This window comes from Oceanobacillus sp. E9 (assembly GCF_001741975.1).
Taxonomy (GTDB): Bacteria; Bacillota; Bacilli; order Bacillales; family Amphibacillaceae; genus Oceanobacillus; species Oceanobacillus kimchii.
The window spans coordinates 343,331-358,341 of sequence record NZ_LSNA01000008.1 but is presented as its reverse complement, the minus strand read 5'-3'; the positions used below and the strand labels follow the sequence as shown (position 1 = coordinate 358,341).

17 protein-coding genes and 4 pseudogenes are annotated in these 15,011 nt (G+C 35.4%); 16 read left to right on the top strand and 5 right to left on the bottom strand.

From position 1 onward, the window contains the following. Positions 1-343: 343 nt before the first annotated feature. Positions 344-718: a hypothetical protein gene (locus tag AQ616_RS15480; RefSeq protein WP_017795354.1), complete on the bottom strand. Its 375-nt coding sequence runs from the start codon at positions 716-718 to the stop codon at positions 344-346. 116 nt (positions 719-834) lie between these two features. Between AQ616_RS15480 and AQ616_RS15475 the strand changes: the two are divergent. The 3 genes and pseudogenes from AQ616_RS15475 to AQ616_RS15465 all read left to right on the top strand — a co-directional run bounded on the left by AQ616_RS15475 (position 835) and on the right by AQ616_RS15465 (position 4,560). Continuing rightward, a pseudogene (locus AQ616_RS15475) lies at positions 835-1,562 on the top strand (nucleotidyltransferase domain-containing protein). A 580-nt stretch (positions 1,563-2,142) separates the two neighbouring features. Further along, positions 2,143-3,309: a hypothetical protein gene (locus tag AQ616_RS15470; RefSeq protein WP_069686181.1), complete on the top strand. Its 1,167-nt coding sequence runs from the start codon at positions 2,143-2,145 to the stop codon at positions 3,307-3,309. An 18-nt stretch (positions 3,310-3,327) separates the two neighbouring features. Further along, a complete protein-coding gene (locus tag AQ616_RS15465; RefSeq protein ID WP_069686180.1) occupies positions 3,328-4,560 on the top strand; it encodes a metal-dependent hydrolase family protein in 1,233 nt (410 codons plus the stop codon). A gap of 73 nt (positions 4,561-4,633) precedes the next feature. Here AQ616_RS15465 and AQ616_RS15460 read toward each other — a convergent pair whose 3' ends face one another. Next, on the bottom strand, positions 4,634-4,843 hold the full coding sequence (locus AQ616_RS15460; protein WP_017795358.1) for a zinc ribbon domain-containing protein: 210 nt from the start codon (positions 4,841-4,843) through the stop codon (positions 4,634-4,636). A gap of 152 nt (positions 4,844-4,995) precedes the next feature. Here AQ616_RS15460 and AQ616_RS15455 point away from each other — a divergent pair, with 152 nt between their 5' ends. Continuing rightward, a complete protein-coding gene (locus AQ616_RS15455; RefSeq protein ID WP_017795359.1) occupies positions 4,996-5,982 on the top strand; it encodes an aldo/keto reductase in 987 nt (328 codons plus the stop codon). A 17-nt stretch (positions 5,983-5,999) separates the two neighbouring features. On the opposite strand, the pseudogene AQ616_RS15450 reads toward AQ616_RS15455, so the two are convergent. Further along, a pseudogene (locus AQ616_RS15450) lies at positions 6,000-6,272 on the bottom strand (VanZ family protein); the annotation flags it as partial. 153 nt (positions 6,273-6,425) lie between these two features. Here AQ616_RS15450 and AQ616_RS15445 point away from each other — a divergent pair. The 9 genes and pseudogenes from AQ616_RS15445 (at position 6,426) to AQ616_RS15405 (ending at position 12,325) form a co-directional block, all read left to right on the top strand. Next, on the top strand, positions 6,426-7,454 hold the full coding sequence (locus AQ616_RS15445) for a C45 family autoproteolytic acyltransferase/hydrolase (protein WP_017795361.1): 1,029 nt from the start codon (positions 6,426-6,428) through the stop codon (positions 7,452-7,454). Next, positions 7,451-7,885: an aminoglycoside 6'-N-acetyltransferase gene (gene aac(6'), locus AQ616_RS15440; protein ID WP_069686178.1), complete on the top strand. Its 435-nt coding sequence runs from the start codon at positions 7,451-7,453 to the stop codon at positions 7,883-7,885. The genes AQ616_RS15445 and aac(6') overlap by 4 nt, the downstream gene beginning before the upstream one ends. A gap of 45 nt (positions 7,886-7,930) precedes the next feature. After that, entirely contained in the window at positions 7,931-8,719 is a 789-nt protein-coding gene (locus AQ616_RS15435) for an MBL fold metallo-hydrolase (protein ID WP_069686177.1), read from the top strand. A gap of 33 nt (positions 8,720-8,752) precedes the next feature. Beyond that, positions 8,753-9,272: pseudogene (locus tag AQ616_RS20215) on the top strand (GrpB family protein). Continuing rightward, a pseudogene (locus tag AQ616_RS15425) lies at positions 9,265-9,920 on the top strand (uridine kinase family protein). Before AQ616_RS20215 ends, AQ616_RS15425 begins: the two co-directional pseudogenes overlap by 8 nt. Further along, positions 9,917-10,339: a GNAT family N-acetyltransferase gene (locus tag AQ616_RS15420; protein WP_017795366.1), complete on the top strand. Its 423-nt coding sequence runs from the start codon at positions 9,917-9,919 to the stop codon at positions 10,337-10,339. The pseudogene AQ616_RS15425 and the gene AQ616_RS15420 overlap by 4 nt, the downstream one beginning before the upstream one ends. A gap of 100 nt (positions 10,340-10,439) precedes the next feature. After that, the gene (queC, locus tag AQ616_RS15415; protein ID WP_017795367.1) at positions 10,440-11,105 is read left to right on the top strand and encodes a 7-cyano-7-deazaguanine synthase QueC; all 666 of its coding nucleotides are present in this window, start codon (positions 10,440-10,442) and stop codon (positions 11,103-11,105) included. 31 nt (positions 11,106-11,136) lie between these two features. Then, the gene (locus AQ616_RS15410; RefSeq protein WP_017795368.1) at positions 11,137-11,505 is read left to right on the top strand and encodes an iron chaperone; all 369 of its coding nucleotides are present in this window, start codon (positions 11,137-11,139) and stop codon (positions 11,503-11,505) included. Positions 11,506-11,611: 106 nt separating this feature from the next. Then, a complete protein-coding gene (locus tag AQ616_RS15405) occupies positions 11,612-12,325 on the top strand; it encodes a class I SAM-dependent methyltransferase (protein ID WP_069686176.1) in 714 nt (237 codons plus the stop codon). Here AQ616_RS15405 and AQ616_RS15400 read toward each other — a convergent pair. Beyond that, positions 12,320-12,751 carry a small multi-drug export protein gene (locus AQ616_RS15400; protein WP_017795370.1) on the bottom strand — a complete coding sequence of 144 codons (432 nt, stop codon included), beginning with the start codon at positions 12,749-12,751 and terminating at the stop codon, positions 12,320-12,322. The two genes, AQ616_RS15405 and AQ616_RS15400, sit on opposite strands and share 6 nt — an antisense overlap. Before the next feature lie 120 nt (positions 12,752-12,871). Here AQ616_RS15400 and AQ616_RS15395 point away from each other — a divergent pair, with 120 nt between their 5' ends. Together AQ616_RS15395 and AQ616_RS15390 are read left to right on the top strand one after the other, a co-directional pair. Continuing rightward, entirely contained in the window at positions 12,872-13,276 is a 405-nt protein-coding gene (locus AQ616_RS15395) for an NUDIX hydrolase (protein ID WP_017795371.1), read from the top strand. A 23-nt stretch (positions 13,277-13,299) separates the two neighbouring features. Beyond that, complete coding sequence (locus AQ616_RS15390; protein WP_069686175.1) at positions 13,300-13,770, top strand: metal-dependent hydrolase; 471 nt, start codon at positions 13,300-13,302, stop codon at positions 13,768-13,770. 224 nt (positions 13,771-13,994) lie between these two features. On the opposite strand, the gene AQ616_RS19455 is transcribed toward AQ616_RS15390, so the two are convergent. Continuing rightward, positions 13,995-14,315, bottom strand: coding sequence for a hypothetical protein (locus AQ616_RS19455; protein ID WP_139136374.1), 321 nt, complete (start codon positions 14,313-14,315; stop codon positions 13,995-13,997). A 216-nt stretch (positions 14,316-14,531) separates the two neighbouring features. Between AQ616_RS19455 and AQ616_RS15385 the strand changes: the two genes are divergently transcribed. Then, complete coding sequence (locus AQ616_RS15385) at positions 14,532-14,960, top strand: Rrf2 family transcriptional regulator (protein ID WP_069686174.1); 429 nt, start codon at positions 14,532-14,534, stop codon at positions 14,958-14,960. Positions 14,961-15,011: the final 51 nt, after the last annotated feature.

Genomic DNA, 15,011 nt, shown 5'->3' with positions numbered 1-15,011 from the left:
TGTTGAAGTAACTATCTTATGATGCTTTCATACGTTGAGAAGACAGGGGGAACTACCTGATGGGAAAAAGAAGAAAATTAGATAACGGTATGAAAAGACAGGTCAGTCCATATCGGATATGGCATCTATAGTAATATTAATTTCTAGAGATAGACTTGGAAAAGTTAAATATAATTCATTGTTTTACGCTAGAGTAGAAGAGCTTCAACCATTTATACCTAGGACTTCAGGTTTGAAGCTCTGAGACCAAGCAGATGAAATAAGTCCGATAGTTCCTGTTGAGGAGAACCTTTTACAACGTAACTTTTCCTATTTCAATATGATTCTGTAGAAACGAATTCCATTATCCTTCCACCATCTGTAGATATGGAATCTCTCTGTTTTCTACAATTGCAATAAATACTTGCGTATCGGTTTCATAAATTTTCGTTCCTACAGGCAGTTTATTAGCGGTTCCGTTTTCAAAATCTTTAGCTTCATTCGATTGGAAAGAAATCTCTCCTATTTCCTCGCCAATTGTATATTCTTCTTCTTGAACCCATTCAATGTTTATTGCATTGGAAAAAACAGTATCTTCTAATAGAAAAATGTCTGCGTTTTCATTTTGGAGGAATTCATATGGAGTTGGGTTTTTTGTTACGGATTTTTCTTCTTCCTCAGTACAACCGGTTAATGTAAAGATTGGCACGAAGAGAATGATCATAATGATACGTAACACTGTTTTCCCTCCTTGATAATTTATGTAGGTATTTATTCAATAGTATATCGGATATTCCCTTTAAATGGTAATTATTAATTTGAGGAGGAGATGTAATGAAAGATATAAGAAATCGCATGAATGCAAGAGAAGCAGCTAGGAAAATAGTAGAGCAACATTTCCCCTCTTGTACTGGAGCGGTTTTAGCAGGGAGTGTTCTACGTGGGGAAGCAACAAATACTTCTGATCTAGATATCGTTATTTTTGATAAAAAATTACCAGCATCTTATCGAACTTCATTTAATTCTTTTGGTGGCCAGTGGAAGCATTTGTACATAATAGTGAATCATACAAGTTTTTCTTTGAGTCTGACCGCAAGCGAGCTCGGCCATCTTTGCCGGATATGGTAGCTAATGGAGTAATTATCAAGAATGAGGATGGGATAATGGATAAGATTAAAGTAGAAGCGAACCAAATTTTAACGAATGGACCTGATAAGTGGACGAAAGAAGAGATTGACTTAAAGCGCTATTTCTTAACGGATGTGTTAGATGATTTTATCGGTAGTGAATATAGACCAGAGGAATTATTTATATTAAATAAGCTCATGGATCTTGTTTGTGAATTTATATTACGAACAAAAAATCAATGGGTTGGAGATTCGAAAGGAATGTATCGTGCTTTACAGAGGCATGATGATACTCTAACTGAAGAATTGATAAGGAGCGTGGATACTTTCTATCAATATAATGAGAAGAAGTCTATGATTGAATTTGTCGATAGAATCCTAGAACCATATGGCGGAAGATTCTTTGAGGGTTTTCTACTGGGAAAGATGGAAAGTGCTCAAAGTAAGGAGATGTAGAAAAAGTTTTCATTCATAAGGAAGATGAGTGCCCACAATCGGAGGGAGAAGTAGAAAATGGTCACTCATAAGGAAGATGAGTGCCCATAATCGGAGGGAGAAGTAGAAAATGGTCGCTCATAAGGAAGATAAGTGCCCATAATCGGAGGGAGAAGTAGAAAATGGTCACTCATAAGGAAGATGAGTGCCCATAATCGGAGGGAGAAGTAGAAAATGGTCACTCATAAGGAAGATGAGTGCCCATAATCGGAGGGAGAAGTAGAAAATGGTCGCTCATAAGGAAGATAAGTGCCCAGAATCAGAGGAAGCAAGAAGAAATGGTCACTCATGTAATTTAAGGAATAGTCTAGTCTTTTTTGGTTATGGGGTTCTATCAAATTAATGTTGGGAATAAGTGGAATAACGAAACTGTTCGATTTTTTCTGAAAAATATGTTGATTTTTGACTAATTATGCGTTTATAATAATTAGCAATCACTCTACATTTTCAGACTTTGGACTATTATATAGATGTAGCCCTATCAACAGAGTGAATTTTCGGAATCGTTAATTAATTATCATCAAAGAAGGAGGGCTATTTCATGATCAGTAATCCACTGGTTGCTACAACACTTATTTTTGCATTAATTGCTCTAGGAGAATATATCTCTATTATTACAAGGGCAAGAGTTCCAATGTTGCTTACTGCGATGGTTGGATATCTCATTTGTGTATGGTCAGGTATTTTTCCAAATGATTTGCTCGCAACTTCACAGTTCGCAGCGCTAGGGGCTATCTTAGTTGGACCAGCAATTTTGCATATGGGGACGATGATTCCTTTCTCACTTTTAAAAAGTCAGTATAAAGCTGTACTTATTTCATTAGGTGGACTAGTTGTGTCAGGGGCACTCGTATTAATTATCGTGAGCCTAATCTTTGATTATCCTACTGCTGTAGCAGGTGTTGGACCATTGAGTGGAGGTATTGTTGCACTTATTGTTACTTCAGAAAGACTAGCAGAAATTGGTTTAACGAGTTTAGTTGTAATTCCTGCATTAGTTGTCGCTTTTCAGGGTGTACTAGGTATGCCTTTAGCACAGTATTTCTTGCGTAGGTATGCATTTACTATTCAAGAGAAAATCGACAACGGCACTTTTGTACCGATAAACCAAGATCAAGCAAGCGCTACCCAAGAAACAGTGAAGCTAGATGGTCCAATTAAATCAAGTGCGACATTAAAGTTGTTCTTTATATTTGTTGGGGCATCTATCGGTATTGTGCTGGGAGAGTTAACACCAGTACATTACAGTCTATGGTGTCTGGCAATTGGTGTTGGTGGCTTGAAATTAGGTATATTCCAGCATAAATCATTGGAGAAAGCCAATTCGTTTAATTTAACGATGATTGGAATTATCTTTGTCGTAATTGGAACCATGGCGGATGTTGGACCACAAGATGTGTTAAACAATTTACCTAGTATTATTGTGTTGCTGTTACTTGGTACATTTGGTCTTTCGCTTGGTGGGTATGTTGTATCTAAGTTGCTCAAATGGCATCCATATAAAGGAATGCCTGTCGCATTAACGGCATTATTTGGGTTTCCAGCAGACTATATACTTTGTGAAGAAGTAAGTAGAAGTATTGCTCGGAATAAAGAAGAGGAACAGACTATTTTTGATGAAATTTTAACACCAATGTTAATCGGTGGATTTACAACAGTAACTGTTGCTTCTGTTGTAATAGCAGGGATATTAGTAGAAACATTATAATATTTGGGGGAAGATATCATGACAAGCTTATTAATAAAAAACGGATTGTTTATAGATGGAAATGGCGGTGAACCAGAGAAAGATGTAATTGTTGTAGTAAAGGATAATCAAATTGCTTACGTAGGATTAGAAACGGCTTATTCTATCAGTGGTGAGGAACAAGTAGTAGATGCCCAAGGTGGAACAATACTTCCTGGGATGATTGATACACATGTGCATATGATGATGGAGTTTTCTCCAGTTGCAGAAAGATTGGAGACACCTTTTTCTTTTATGTATTATCAAGCAGCAAAATATTTAGAGAACACATTAAAAGCAGGAATTACCACTGTAAGAGACGCTCTTGGTACTGATCTTGGTGTGAAGAAAGCGGTAGAAGAAGGTTTAATTTCAGGTCCTCGATTACAGTTAAGTATCAATGCACTTACGATTACCGGTGGACATGGAGATGGTTATACTGTTTCCGGACGTGAAGTCGATTTATTGCCATCGGATTATCCGGGGATGCCAAGTGGTAAATGTGATGGTGTAGAAGAAGTGCGCAAGAAAACACGTGAAATGTTACGTGCCGGTGCAGAAGTTATCAAAGTGCATGCTACTGGAGGCGTTCTAAGTGCTACGGATCATCCAGAATTCACTCAATTTTCGCAAGAGGAACTAGAGACGATCGTAGAAGAAGGACGCTTCCGTAAAGGCGTCAAAGTAATGGCACATGCTCAAGGAGCAGAAGGAATCAAAAACGCAGTAAGAGCTGGGGTACATTCGATTGAACATGGAATATTTCTTGATGATGAGGCAATTGACATGATGATAGAAAAAGGGACTTACCTCGTTCCAACACTACTAGCACCAGTTGCTGTTCTTGAAACAGCCAAAGAGACGGGAATGCCTGATACCGCAGTACAAAAATCAAAAGAAGTTATTGAATTTCATAAAGCAAGTATTGCTAAAGCGCATAAAGCTGGTGTGAAAATTGCAATGGGAACCGATGCTGGTGTGATGAAGCATGGAACAAACTTACGCGAACTTGGTTTAATGACAGAAGCTGGGATGACACCAATGGAGGCTATTATAGCTTCTACTAAGACAGCTGCAGAGTGTCTTGGTTGGGAAGATAAAGTTGGGACCGTTGAAGAAGGAAAGTTAGCAGATATTATTATTGTTAATGGAAATCCATTAGAGGATATTAACTTACTAGCGAATAATGAAAACATAAAAACGGTTATTAAAGACGGGAAAATAGAAAAATAGTAATTAAAAGATCCGCCTGAGACCTATACATTAAAGTGTATAATCTCAGACGGTTTTTTTATTTTTTATGTATTTAACCACCGAAGAATAGATCAAATGCATTACTAGCAGTTGAGCTATCTTTATTATAGAACTCAGAGTAACCGCAATCTTGGCAGTAAACTACGGTGAAACGGTTATTTTGGACATCAAACATTTTTGATAATCCTGAACCAGTCATTGATACATCCTTTTGATCTGCATTTCTACTACCGCACTTTATACAACCTTGACCTTGTTTCATTATCATCACCTCTTATAATGTAATACGATTAAATTATATGAAAAGTTTCATGGGATCTTGATATATAATATCCGCGATTTCTTATGTTTAATTATTCTATTTTATAGGGAAAAAATCAAAAGAAGACGAAAAATATTAAGGGGTGATGAATAGTGAAGCTACATGAAGCTTTAAATAAAAAAATTGGTTTAGGCACTGCTCCGTTAGGAAATATGTTCCGAAAGGTATCTGAAGAAGAAGCACAAGAGACTATCCGAAATGCGTGGGAACAAGGCATTCGATATTTTGATACGGCACCTTTTTATGGAGCGGGATTATCGGAAATTCGTCTTGGAGAAGCATTGTCTGATAAAAAACGAAGCGATTATCTTTTAAGCTCAAAGGTTGGCAGAATTATTTTAGAAGATGAAATGGAAGAAAAATCGGGATTGTTTGAAGATGCGCGTCAAAATAAGATTCTAACAGATTATACAGAGGAAGCGACTTTACGTTCCATTGAAGATAGTCTAAAACGATTAAATACAGATTATCTAGATATGATATTTGTACATGACATTTCACCAGATTTCTTAGGTGATGAATGGATTACAAAATTTGAAGAAGCACGAAATGGTGCATTTAAAGTACTGGATCGACTGCGTGATGAGGGAGTAATCAAATCATGGGGGATTGGTGTTAACACAACTATTCCAATTGAAGTCGCCATGGAATTAGAAGAAGCAAATCCAGATCTTTCCCTGACAGCAACACAATATACACTGATGCAGCATGATCGTGCATTGGAGCGTATGATGTCTCTCGGTGAAAAAACAGGAAAAAAATTTGTGGTTGGTGCACCATATAATTCAGGAGCATTGCTTGGAGGAGATTATTTTGATTATCAACCGGCGACCGAAGAAGTAAAAAAACAAGCACAGCAATTAAGACAAATTGCCGACAAACATGGGATTAGTCTAAAAGCAGCAGCGCTACAGTTCTCTACCGCACATCCTGCAGTTAGTGCAGTAATTCCTGGCTCTACAAGACCGAGTCGTATCAAGGAAGATTTAAGCGCGATGCAAGAAACCATTCCTGCGGTGTTTTGGCAAGAGCTGATTAGAGAAGGATTGATTTCTGATAAAGCTCCCTTACCAAAATAGAATTTATGAAAAAACGCTCAAGAAACTTTGAGCGTTTTTTTCTTACAAACACTTAATAAATATTGTGCAATGATATATCCAATTGCTTCTCCTAAGGTATTTAATATCAGATTATCTACATCAAAACTTCTACTGATTACAAATCCAAGTGAACCCAATGCTAATTGTGAAATTTCAATAGTTAGACTGCTAAGAAAAATAATAAGTGCAACATGCTCTAATCGTAGGGTTTTCCATAATAATGAGATATACACACCTAATGGCAACAGTAAGATTACATTGTATAAGGTTAATTTTACTGCATTCCAAAAAAACCAATCAAAGCCATGATTATACCATTAAGTTGCTGGTAAATTAGTAAATTTATGAATAATTTATGATACAATAAAAATAATCTGAAAATTATAAAATGAGGAATGGAATCATGGAAGGCGTGATGGATAATGAGTGAATTTTATGAAGTAGATATATTTCAATGTAGGGGGAGTTCATTTGACATTGGTTATCAAATTGGAGAACAACTCAAAAATAACAAAATTGTAGATGTGTATAAAGAAAAGATGAAACCAACGATAGATATAGCAAATATGGAATCCGTGTTTTCTACTTACGCGCCACATCTTATAGAAGAATTGAAAGGGATATCAGAAGGATTAGAGATTTCCTATAAGGAGGCTGCAGCAATATTTAGTGGCTATGATATTCCAAAAATGGATGCAATGGGGTGCTCAGCAACAATTACAAATGATTTCTATGTTCGAAACTATGACTTTTCTCCACTATTATATGATCATATATTTAGCTTAGTAGACTCTGAAGTTGCTTATGCATCTGCTGGTTATTCGCAACAAGTTCTCGGGAGGTTAGATGGGGTGAATAGTGAGGGTCTAGTAATGGGACTTCATTTTGTGAGTTTTAAGGAGTTTCAGAATGGTATATCGGCTTGGACAGCCATACGAATGGTGTTGGATACATGTTCTAGTACTAGTGAAGCGGTTGATCTGTTAAAAGTAATTCCACATGCCGCTTGCTACAATTTTTCTATTGGTGATAAGTCTGGTGATATAGCTGTTGTTGAAGCTAGTCCAAATAAAGTTGTAATGCGTGAAGACAAAAGCTACCTTACTTGTGTAAATCACTTTCAAAACCAAGATTTGCATCAAAAAAATAGAAAGTATATAGAGTTTTCTATGAAGAGAAATATGCATATGCAGGAATTGAATAAAAAAGGATTTTCCGAGAAGCAAATGTTTGAACGATTTAAAGATAGTCATTCTCCATTATTCTTTAAGAACTATGATGATTACTTCGGCACACTTCATACTTTTTGTTATTCCTTCCATGATTCCAAAATAACTACTTGTTTGGCAAAAAGTGAGCACGTATTATCCTTTTACTTGGATGATTGGGTTAATGGAAAAGCGATCTCAAATACTAGCATGTCAGGAAAAATAGAAAGGGAAAGTATATGATTAAAGAAATAATATTAGATGAAGCTAGAATAGCAGCGGTGTTTGCTTGTAAATTATGGCCGAGTCAGACTGTTAACGAATTTGAAAAAGAAATGGAACTACTTATTAAGGATAACCACGCTACTATCTTACTTGCTTATCAAAACAATGAAGCAATTGGGTTTGCACAATGTCAGCTAAGGTTTGATTACGTAGAAGGAACAAATTCAAGTCCAGTTGGATATTTAGAAGGGCTGTATGTATTGGAAAGTTATAGAAAGTCAGGAATAGCAAGAGAATTGGTGAAGGAATGTGAGCGTTGGGCAAAAAGAAAAGGATGTTCAGAGTTTGCAAGTGACTGCGAACTGGGTAATGAACAAAGTCTTGCTATGCATCTTCGTCTAGGATTTACAGAGGCGAATCGAATTATATGTTTCCGAAAAGATATATAAAACTAACCTATGAGTCTAGAATATGTTAATGAAAGGAATGCTAAAATGATTCAATTCAAGGATAAGAACCTTACCGTCTTTCAAAGTGCCTTATACAAGACAACGACTGCCGTTATTGACACGGAAGAAGCACTTATTATGACAGATCCGAATTGGTTACCAGAAGAAGTGCAAGAAATTAGAAACTACATATCGCAACATATCGGGAATAAAAAATTATACATCATTTATACACATAGTGACTTTGACCATATTATTGGAGCTAGTGCTTTTCCAGAAGCCTATGTGGTTGCTTCAGAAGAGTTTAGTAACAATGAACATAAGGAAGAAATTAAGAAGCAGATTGAAGAGTTTGATCAAAAATATTATATATATCGAAATTATACGCCGGCGTATCCTAACGTGGATTATCAAGTAGTCAATGATGGAGAAACATTACAGATTGGTAATGTTACACTATATTTTTATAAATCGCCTGGACATACGTCTGATGGAATATTTACGGTTATAGAGCCGTATGGAATTTTTTTGTCTGGGGATTATCTATCAGACGTAGAATTTCCTTTTATTTTTAGTGGTTATCGGGACTATGTTAGTACGGTAGATAAAGCAATAAGGATCTTTAAAGAGCATCCAATTTACTATCATGTTCCCGGACACGGAACAACTACTGTTGATAGAAAAGAAATTACAAGAAGAGTAGAGATATCTCGGTATTATTTAGAACAGTTAGGTAAAGGAAACGAACAGTTAGAGGAATTTTGCCAAAAAGAATATGATTTTTTTGAGGGCATGAGGGATATTCACGAAAGCAATAAAGCAAAAGCAGATTAACAGTATTCAAAACCGAAGTGGGAGGGATACATCTTGAAAGTGAGATTAACAGCGTATACACCTAATTGGAAAACGATGTATAAAGAAGAGCAAGCTAATCTCAGATGTATATTTGGCAAAGAGATACTTTCTTTTAAACATTTTGGTAGCACTGCAATACCTGGAATGCTTGCTAAACCCGTAGTCGATATGATGTGTATCGTAAAAGATATTTATCGAATTGATTCATATAATACCTATATGGACCGTGGTAGGGTACGATATAGCTGGTGAATGGGGAATTGAAGGGAGAAGGTTGTTTAGAAAGGGAGGAGTTAACAGATCTCATCATATACATGTATATCAATATGGCAATCCACAGATAGACCGTCATTTAATATTGAGAGATTACTTATTACAACATTCATCTGAAGCAGCACAGTATAGTGCTTTTAAGGAAAAGATTGCGAAAAGGTATACATATACCTCTGAATATAGTAAGGCGAAAAAACAGTTTGTAAGTGATTTAGAGAATAGAGCACTTTGGTGGAAGGAGAAGTCACTTGATGGATGAATTACTTACACTTGTTGTTAATTGGATTAAAAAACAAGATGGAAAGCTGATAATTGGAATTTCCGGACATGGTGTTTCAGGGAAAACCACTTTTGCTACAAAACTAAAAGCACTTCTACAAAAAGAGCAAGTAAATATTCTAAATACCGATCCATATATTATAGATTCGGTAGTTAGGAAAAAATCTATTATGGAATATACATATAAAGGTAATTTACATCATTATAAGATGACGGCATCTCACCCGTCGGCACACCATCTAGTTTCCCTAACTAGAGATATTCGTATGATTCAGAATGGACTCGATTTATTAACACTAGAAACTCAATATAGTGAAAGCAAACACATTACGCAAATGTTCCGATAACGATTGTAGAAGGAATGAGTGTGGCTTTTATTGAACCTAATATTTTTGATTTAAGAATATATTTATATACGGATGATGAAACCGAATTTATAAGAAGGATGCACCGAGATGTAGCGGACAGAGGGGCGAATAAAGAATACATTATATTTGCACATAAAGAAAGAAGGGTTCAATACAAGTTATTTATGCATAAATATCACGAAGACTTTGATATTGTGATTAATAATTCCAATACAGGGTGGGCGATTGTTAAGAATGTTTTAATGGAGGGTCCAAAATGAAAGTTACAAGGTTAACAACAAAAGATCAATGGCTAGAAGCTTTTCCAATTATGAGGCAGTTACGAACGCATCTCGATAAAGCATCTTATGTTATCCTCATATCGGAAGCAGTAGAAAAAGATAATTATCGTCTTTATGCGTTGTATGACCAGCAAGAAATTGTAGCTGTTGTAGGATTCAAACCAATGATCACGCTCTATTATGGCAGATTTGTATGGGTGTGTGATTTGGTTACAGATAATATCAATCGTTCGAAGGGCTATGGTGAATATCTATTAAACTATGTACATACGTGGGCAACAGATAATGAATACGAAAGTGTTGCCCTTTCTTCGGGAATCCAACGTCATCAAGCCCATCGTTTTTACGAAGAAAAGATGGGCTATGAGAAAGTTAGTTATGTATTTAAATCAAAATGAAGGCCTCTATCCTATTAGAAAATAAAACCAACCTTCACGTCTAGTCACTAATATGCTAGTTTAGAATAAGTTGGAATTTATTACATAGGAGTGTTAAAAAATGAATAGTAAAAAGGCAATAGTTATTTTAAGTGGCGGATTAGATAGTACGACATGTATGGGAGTAGCTAAAGAAGCAGGGTATGATATCTATCCAATTACTTTCCACTATGGTCAGCGGCATGATCGCGAGATTGAGAATGCTAAAAAGGTAGCTTCCTATTTTGATGCAGCGGAGCATAAGGTATTTTCACTGGAATTTTTAAAAGAGATTGGTGGCAGTTCCTTGACTGATCAATTAATGGAAGTAAATCAAGAAGGCGTTGGTGAAGATGTACCGAATACATATGTTCCGGGAAGAAATACAATTTTCCTATCAATTGCTGCTTCCTATGCAGAGGCGATAGGTGCTGAAAAAATATATGTAGGTGTATCTGCAGTTGATTTCAGTGGATATCCAGACTGTCGCCCAGAATTTATAGAAGCAATGCAACAAACCATATTTCAAGGGACCAATGCAGAACCTACAATAACGATTGAGGCACCACTGATTGATTTATCCAAAGGAGATACAGTCAAGTTAGGTATGGAATTAAACGTGCCTTATCATTTAACTACATCTTGTTACTTAGGTGGTGAAGAAGCATGTGGTGAATGTGATAGTTGTAGATTGAGGTTGCAAGGATTTGAAGAAGCTGGTGCTACGGATCCAATTAAATATATGTAGTAGATTATTTAGATAACAAGGAGGTTCGATTATGAATACATTTGATGAATTTTTAGAGACAATAGAAAATTCTAACCATCGTTCTAGAACGGAGGAAATCCTAAAATGGATAACAAAGAAATATCCTGAATTAAATCAAGAAATTAAATGGAAACAGCCAATGTTTACCGATCATAATACGTATATTATTGGTTTTAGTGTTTCTAAAAAGCATTTAGCCGTTGCCCCAGAACAGGCAGGAATAAATCAGTTTTTAGATGAAATTGTACAGGCTGGTTATGACCACACGAAGGAAATCATTCGTATACCTTGGACCAGTGAGATTGATTATTCATTAATTGAAAAATTAATCAATTTTAATATTACTGATAAAGCTGAATGTACTACTTTCTGGCGATAGTTCAGAAGAGGTATTCCAAATACAAGGAATAGAACATGTTATTGTTGATCGTATCTCTAATGGAGTAGTAGGGAGTTTCAATCTAACTAAGTTGAGGAGGAATAGAATGGATCGTATAGCCAAGATACGTCTTGAAGAGAAATTATATCATGATCACTGTTATGAAAAATTCGCTCTATTTGAAAAAGGGTCTTGGCTATATAAACCTGTTCAAACTGTACTGGATATTATCCCGTATTTTAAAGGAGTAGAGCCGTTAGAGGTGCTTGACTTAGGTGCGGGGGTTGGAAGGAATAGCATACCAATTGCCGAAGCAATTTCTATTCGTACAGGCTGTATAACTTGTGTTGATTTACTAGATTCTGCAATAGAAAAACTTAAAGAGTATAGTAAAATTTATCAGGTTGAAGATCGAATTCAAGTAGTAAAACAAGATATAGCCACTTTTCAAATCAAACCAAATACATATGATTTTATTATTGCAGTTTCCAGTCTTGAACATGTTAGGACAGAGTCAGAACTCGATTACGTTCTCCATGGGATGGCAGAGGGGACGAAACAGAAAGGTATAAATTGCATAATTATTAATTCAGAAGTTGAGGAAGTAGATATAAAAACAGGCCTTCATTTAGAGGCCCAGATGGAAGTGAATTTACGGACAGCAGATATGACAAACAAATTAAAAAAAGCATACCAAAGCTGGTCAGTTATGAAACATGTAGTGAAACCACTCGAGTATACGATTGAAAGACAAGGAAAGCCTGTGTTAATGAAAACGAAGGCGATTACCTATGTGGTAAAAAATGATGCGAGATTATGAAAATAAATCAATCCCAAGTTTTGTAAGGACGCCTATTAAGATTCCATAAATACCAATGCTTATTGCGGATGATAAAAACAGGCGTTTTTTATCCATTCCAATTACTTTACCAACCACTCCAATTGCCCAAGATCCGAATAATGGAGTACCTATAAGTACTATCATAAATCCACCTTTATTTAAACGTTGGCTTGTTTTCGAATGAGTTAACTTATGAAAATATCTTTGAATCCTCTCGAATTTCGTTAACCAATCATAACTATATGCAATAAAAGGAATGGCAAAAAAATTACCAAACCAGGCCCACACAATAGAAGATACCATATCTAACCCTAAACCCATACTAACTGGAATTGCTAAATAAATTTCGAATAAAGGGAAGAAACCCATAAACCAAGCTGTAGCTGCTAATACAATGTACTCCATCATACATATCACCTCTGTATACACAAAATAAAACCTAACGTTCGGTAGTTATATTTTAACATAATTACAATACTTTTAGTAACCATTGAGGCTCAAAAATAATTGTGGGGGGGAAGGTTATTGAGAGATAGAGGGTCGATTATATTAGCTGTAAACAATAAAGTGGCAGTCATCAAGAGAGAATTCGGTAATAAAGTTTATTATGTTTTTCCAGGCGGAGGAATTGAAAAAGGTGAAACGCCCCAAGAAGCTGCGAAGAGAGAAGCTTATGAAGAGTTAGGATTACAGGTGACAATTGGAGAGTGTATTGCAGAAATAGCATATAATGGTATACAATATTATTTTGCTGCTCAAGTCATCGATGGTGAGTTTGGAACAGGAAAAGGAGCAGAATTTTTTAATGAAGGTAGAGGGTCATATACACCCGAGTGGATGGAAATCGATAAGCTCTCTATTGTTGATATGCGTCCTCCTGAATTACTGGAAGTAATTCAAGCTCATTATACTGCACAGCATAAGAAATAAATTATAAATCTGAGGAGAAAACAATGACGGGAAAGACACATATAATGGGAGGTATTGCAGCTACGACTGCCTATGCCTATTATTCAAATTATGATCCTACTGCATTAATTATTTCAGGTGCCATTGGTTCCATCATACCGGATATTTGTCATGGTGGAAGTAAAATTGGAAGGCGTTTTCCGATTTTATCAAACATTATCAATGCAATTTTTGGACATCGCACCATTACACATAGTTTGATATTTTTAGTACTAATAGGATATATTCTCACACTAATCACCGATAATCAGTCAATTATTATGGGTGTGGTGATTGGAATGGCGAGTCATTTGATTTTAGACGCATGTACAAAAAATGGCATAAAGCTTTTATATCCTGCTTCGGTAACTGTACGTTTGCCAATAACGACAAAAACTGGAGGGGCAGTTGAGAATATTGTTCTTATTGCTTTAACTATTGTAACGATTTATCTTGGAATAGAATTTATTCTCTAAACATGTACATAAAAAAAGGAAATGCCGGTCGGAGGCACTTCCTTTTTTAGTGATATTGTGACATGTTTATTCTGCTCGTTCTTATGATTTGGATCGTAACATGTCTGCTACAGCATGGAATACTTCTACGCCTTGATACGTAAAGACTGACAAGGCTGTTAATGAAAAGAATCCAACAATGATATAACGAATAATCATTGATTGTTACCTCCCTTGAAAAACTTTTACTTTATGTTTGTCAAAGGAGATTCACCCAGATAACTCGACTGATAAAATATCGGAGTGAACTGAATTCTGCGAGTAATAGATAAAACTTGAAAATTACTCGAAAGTCGTTGAATCAAATTAATTATAATGATAGCTGAAAAAATAGATAAAAAAATAACCTTATCGTTATAGCCGCTTTGAGAATAAGATAAATCAAGTGTGTTCTGATGTTCTACAATGTTTGCTTTTTCTAAACTTACGTGACTATGTGAGCCGACGGTTAATTGAGAAACCGGCAATAAAAGAATCATTAATGCAATTATTAAATATCGATTCATTAAGTCACGTCCTTTTTCATTTATTCTTACAATATGTTATTGAAATGAATTTAGTACTTCAAATAAACTTATTAAATAATTTTTATCATATAAATGTATCATAATTATGAAATTCACACAATGAAAAATATTCCATTTGCAAATAAGATAATCTCATTGTAAAATCAATTACAGATAATAAAGGTCTATAATAGTTATTTGAGAAAGGGTAATAACATGAAATTTTCTAAAGCGACAAATTATGCATTGCACACAATGGTGTATTTAGCGGATAAGCCAAAAGGAACATCTATTGGTGTGGAGCGATTAGCGGAAACACAAAAGTTGTCTCCAACGTATCTATCCAAAATATTGACCAAACTAGTGAAAGCAGGATTAATTGAATCCACACCAGGTGCTAAAGGTGGTTATCGATTAGCGAGAAAAGGGGATAATATTACGTTTTTAGACGTTATTCATGCCATTGAAGGACAAACAGTGTTATTTTATTGTTCTATAGATCATGATGACGACTTTTCTAGAAATGAAGAATGTTTAATAGAGAATGCTATGATTGAAGCAGAGGAAAAAATGAAAGAATCCTTAGATCGTAAGTATATCATGGATATTGCAAAGTTAATGCGCTCTCAAAAAAATCTTCAATGAGAGTGTTCTTTTTTAAACCTATTATAGATATTATGAGTCTTTAATATATTT

Coding starts and splice junctions, on each gene's coding strand:
- AQ616_RS15470 (WP_069686181.1), top strand. CDS start 2,143: ATGATCAGTAATCCACTGGTTGCTACAACACTTATTTTTGCATTAATT.
- AQ616_RS15465 (WP_069686180.1), top strand. CDS start 3,328: ATGACAAGCTTATTAATAAAAAACGGATTGTTTATAGATGGAAATGGC.
- AQ616_RS15460 (WP_017795358.1), bottom strand. CDS start 4,843: ATGAAACAAGGTCAAGGTTGTATAAAGTGCGGTAGTAGAAATGCAGAT.
- AQ616_RS15445 (WP_017795361.1), top strand. CDS start 6,426: ATGAGTGAATTTTATGAAGTAGATATATTTCAATGTAGGGGGAGTTCA.
- AQ616_RS15435 (WP_069686177.1), top strand. CDS start 7,931: ATGATTCAATTCAAGGATAAGAACCTTACCGTCTTTCAAAGTGCCTTA.
- AQ616_RS15420 (WP_017795366.1), top strand. CDS start 9,917: ATGAAAGTTACAAGGTTAACAACAAAAGATCAATGGCTAGAAGCTTTT.
- queC (WP_017795367.1), top strand. CDS start 10,440: ATGAATAGTAAAAAGGCAATAGTTATTTTAAGTGGCGGATTAGATAGT.
- AQ616_RS15410 (WP_017795368.1), top strand. CDS start 11,137: ATGAATACATTTGATGAATTTTTAGAGACAATAGAAAATTCTAACCAT.
- AQ616_RS15405 (WP_069686176.1), top strand. CDS start 11,612: ATGGATCGTATAGCCAAGATACGTCTTGAAGAGAAATTATATCATGAT.
- AQ616_RS15400 (WP_017795370.1), bottom strand. CDS start 12,751: ATGGAGTACATTGTATTAGCAGCTACAGCTTGGTTTATGGGTTTCTTC.
- AQ616_RS15390 (WP_069686175.1), top strand. CDS start 13,300: ATGACGGGAAAGACACATATAATGGGAGGTATTGCAGCTACGACTGCC.
- AQ616_RS19455 (WP_139136374.1), bottom strand. CDS start 14,315: ATGAATCGATATTTAATAATTGCATTAATGATTCTTTTATTGCCGGTT.
- AQ616_RS15385 (WP_069686174.1), top strand. CDS start 14,532: ATGAAATTTTCTAAAGCGACAAATTATGCATTGCACACAATGGTGTAT.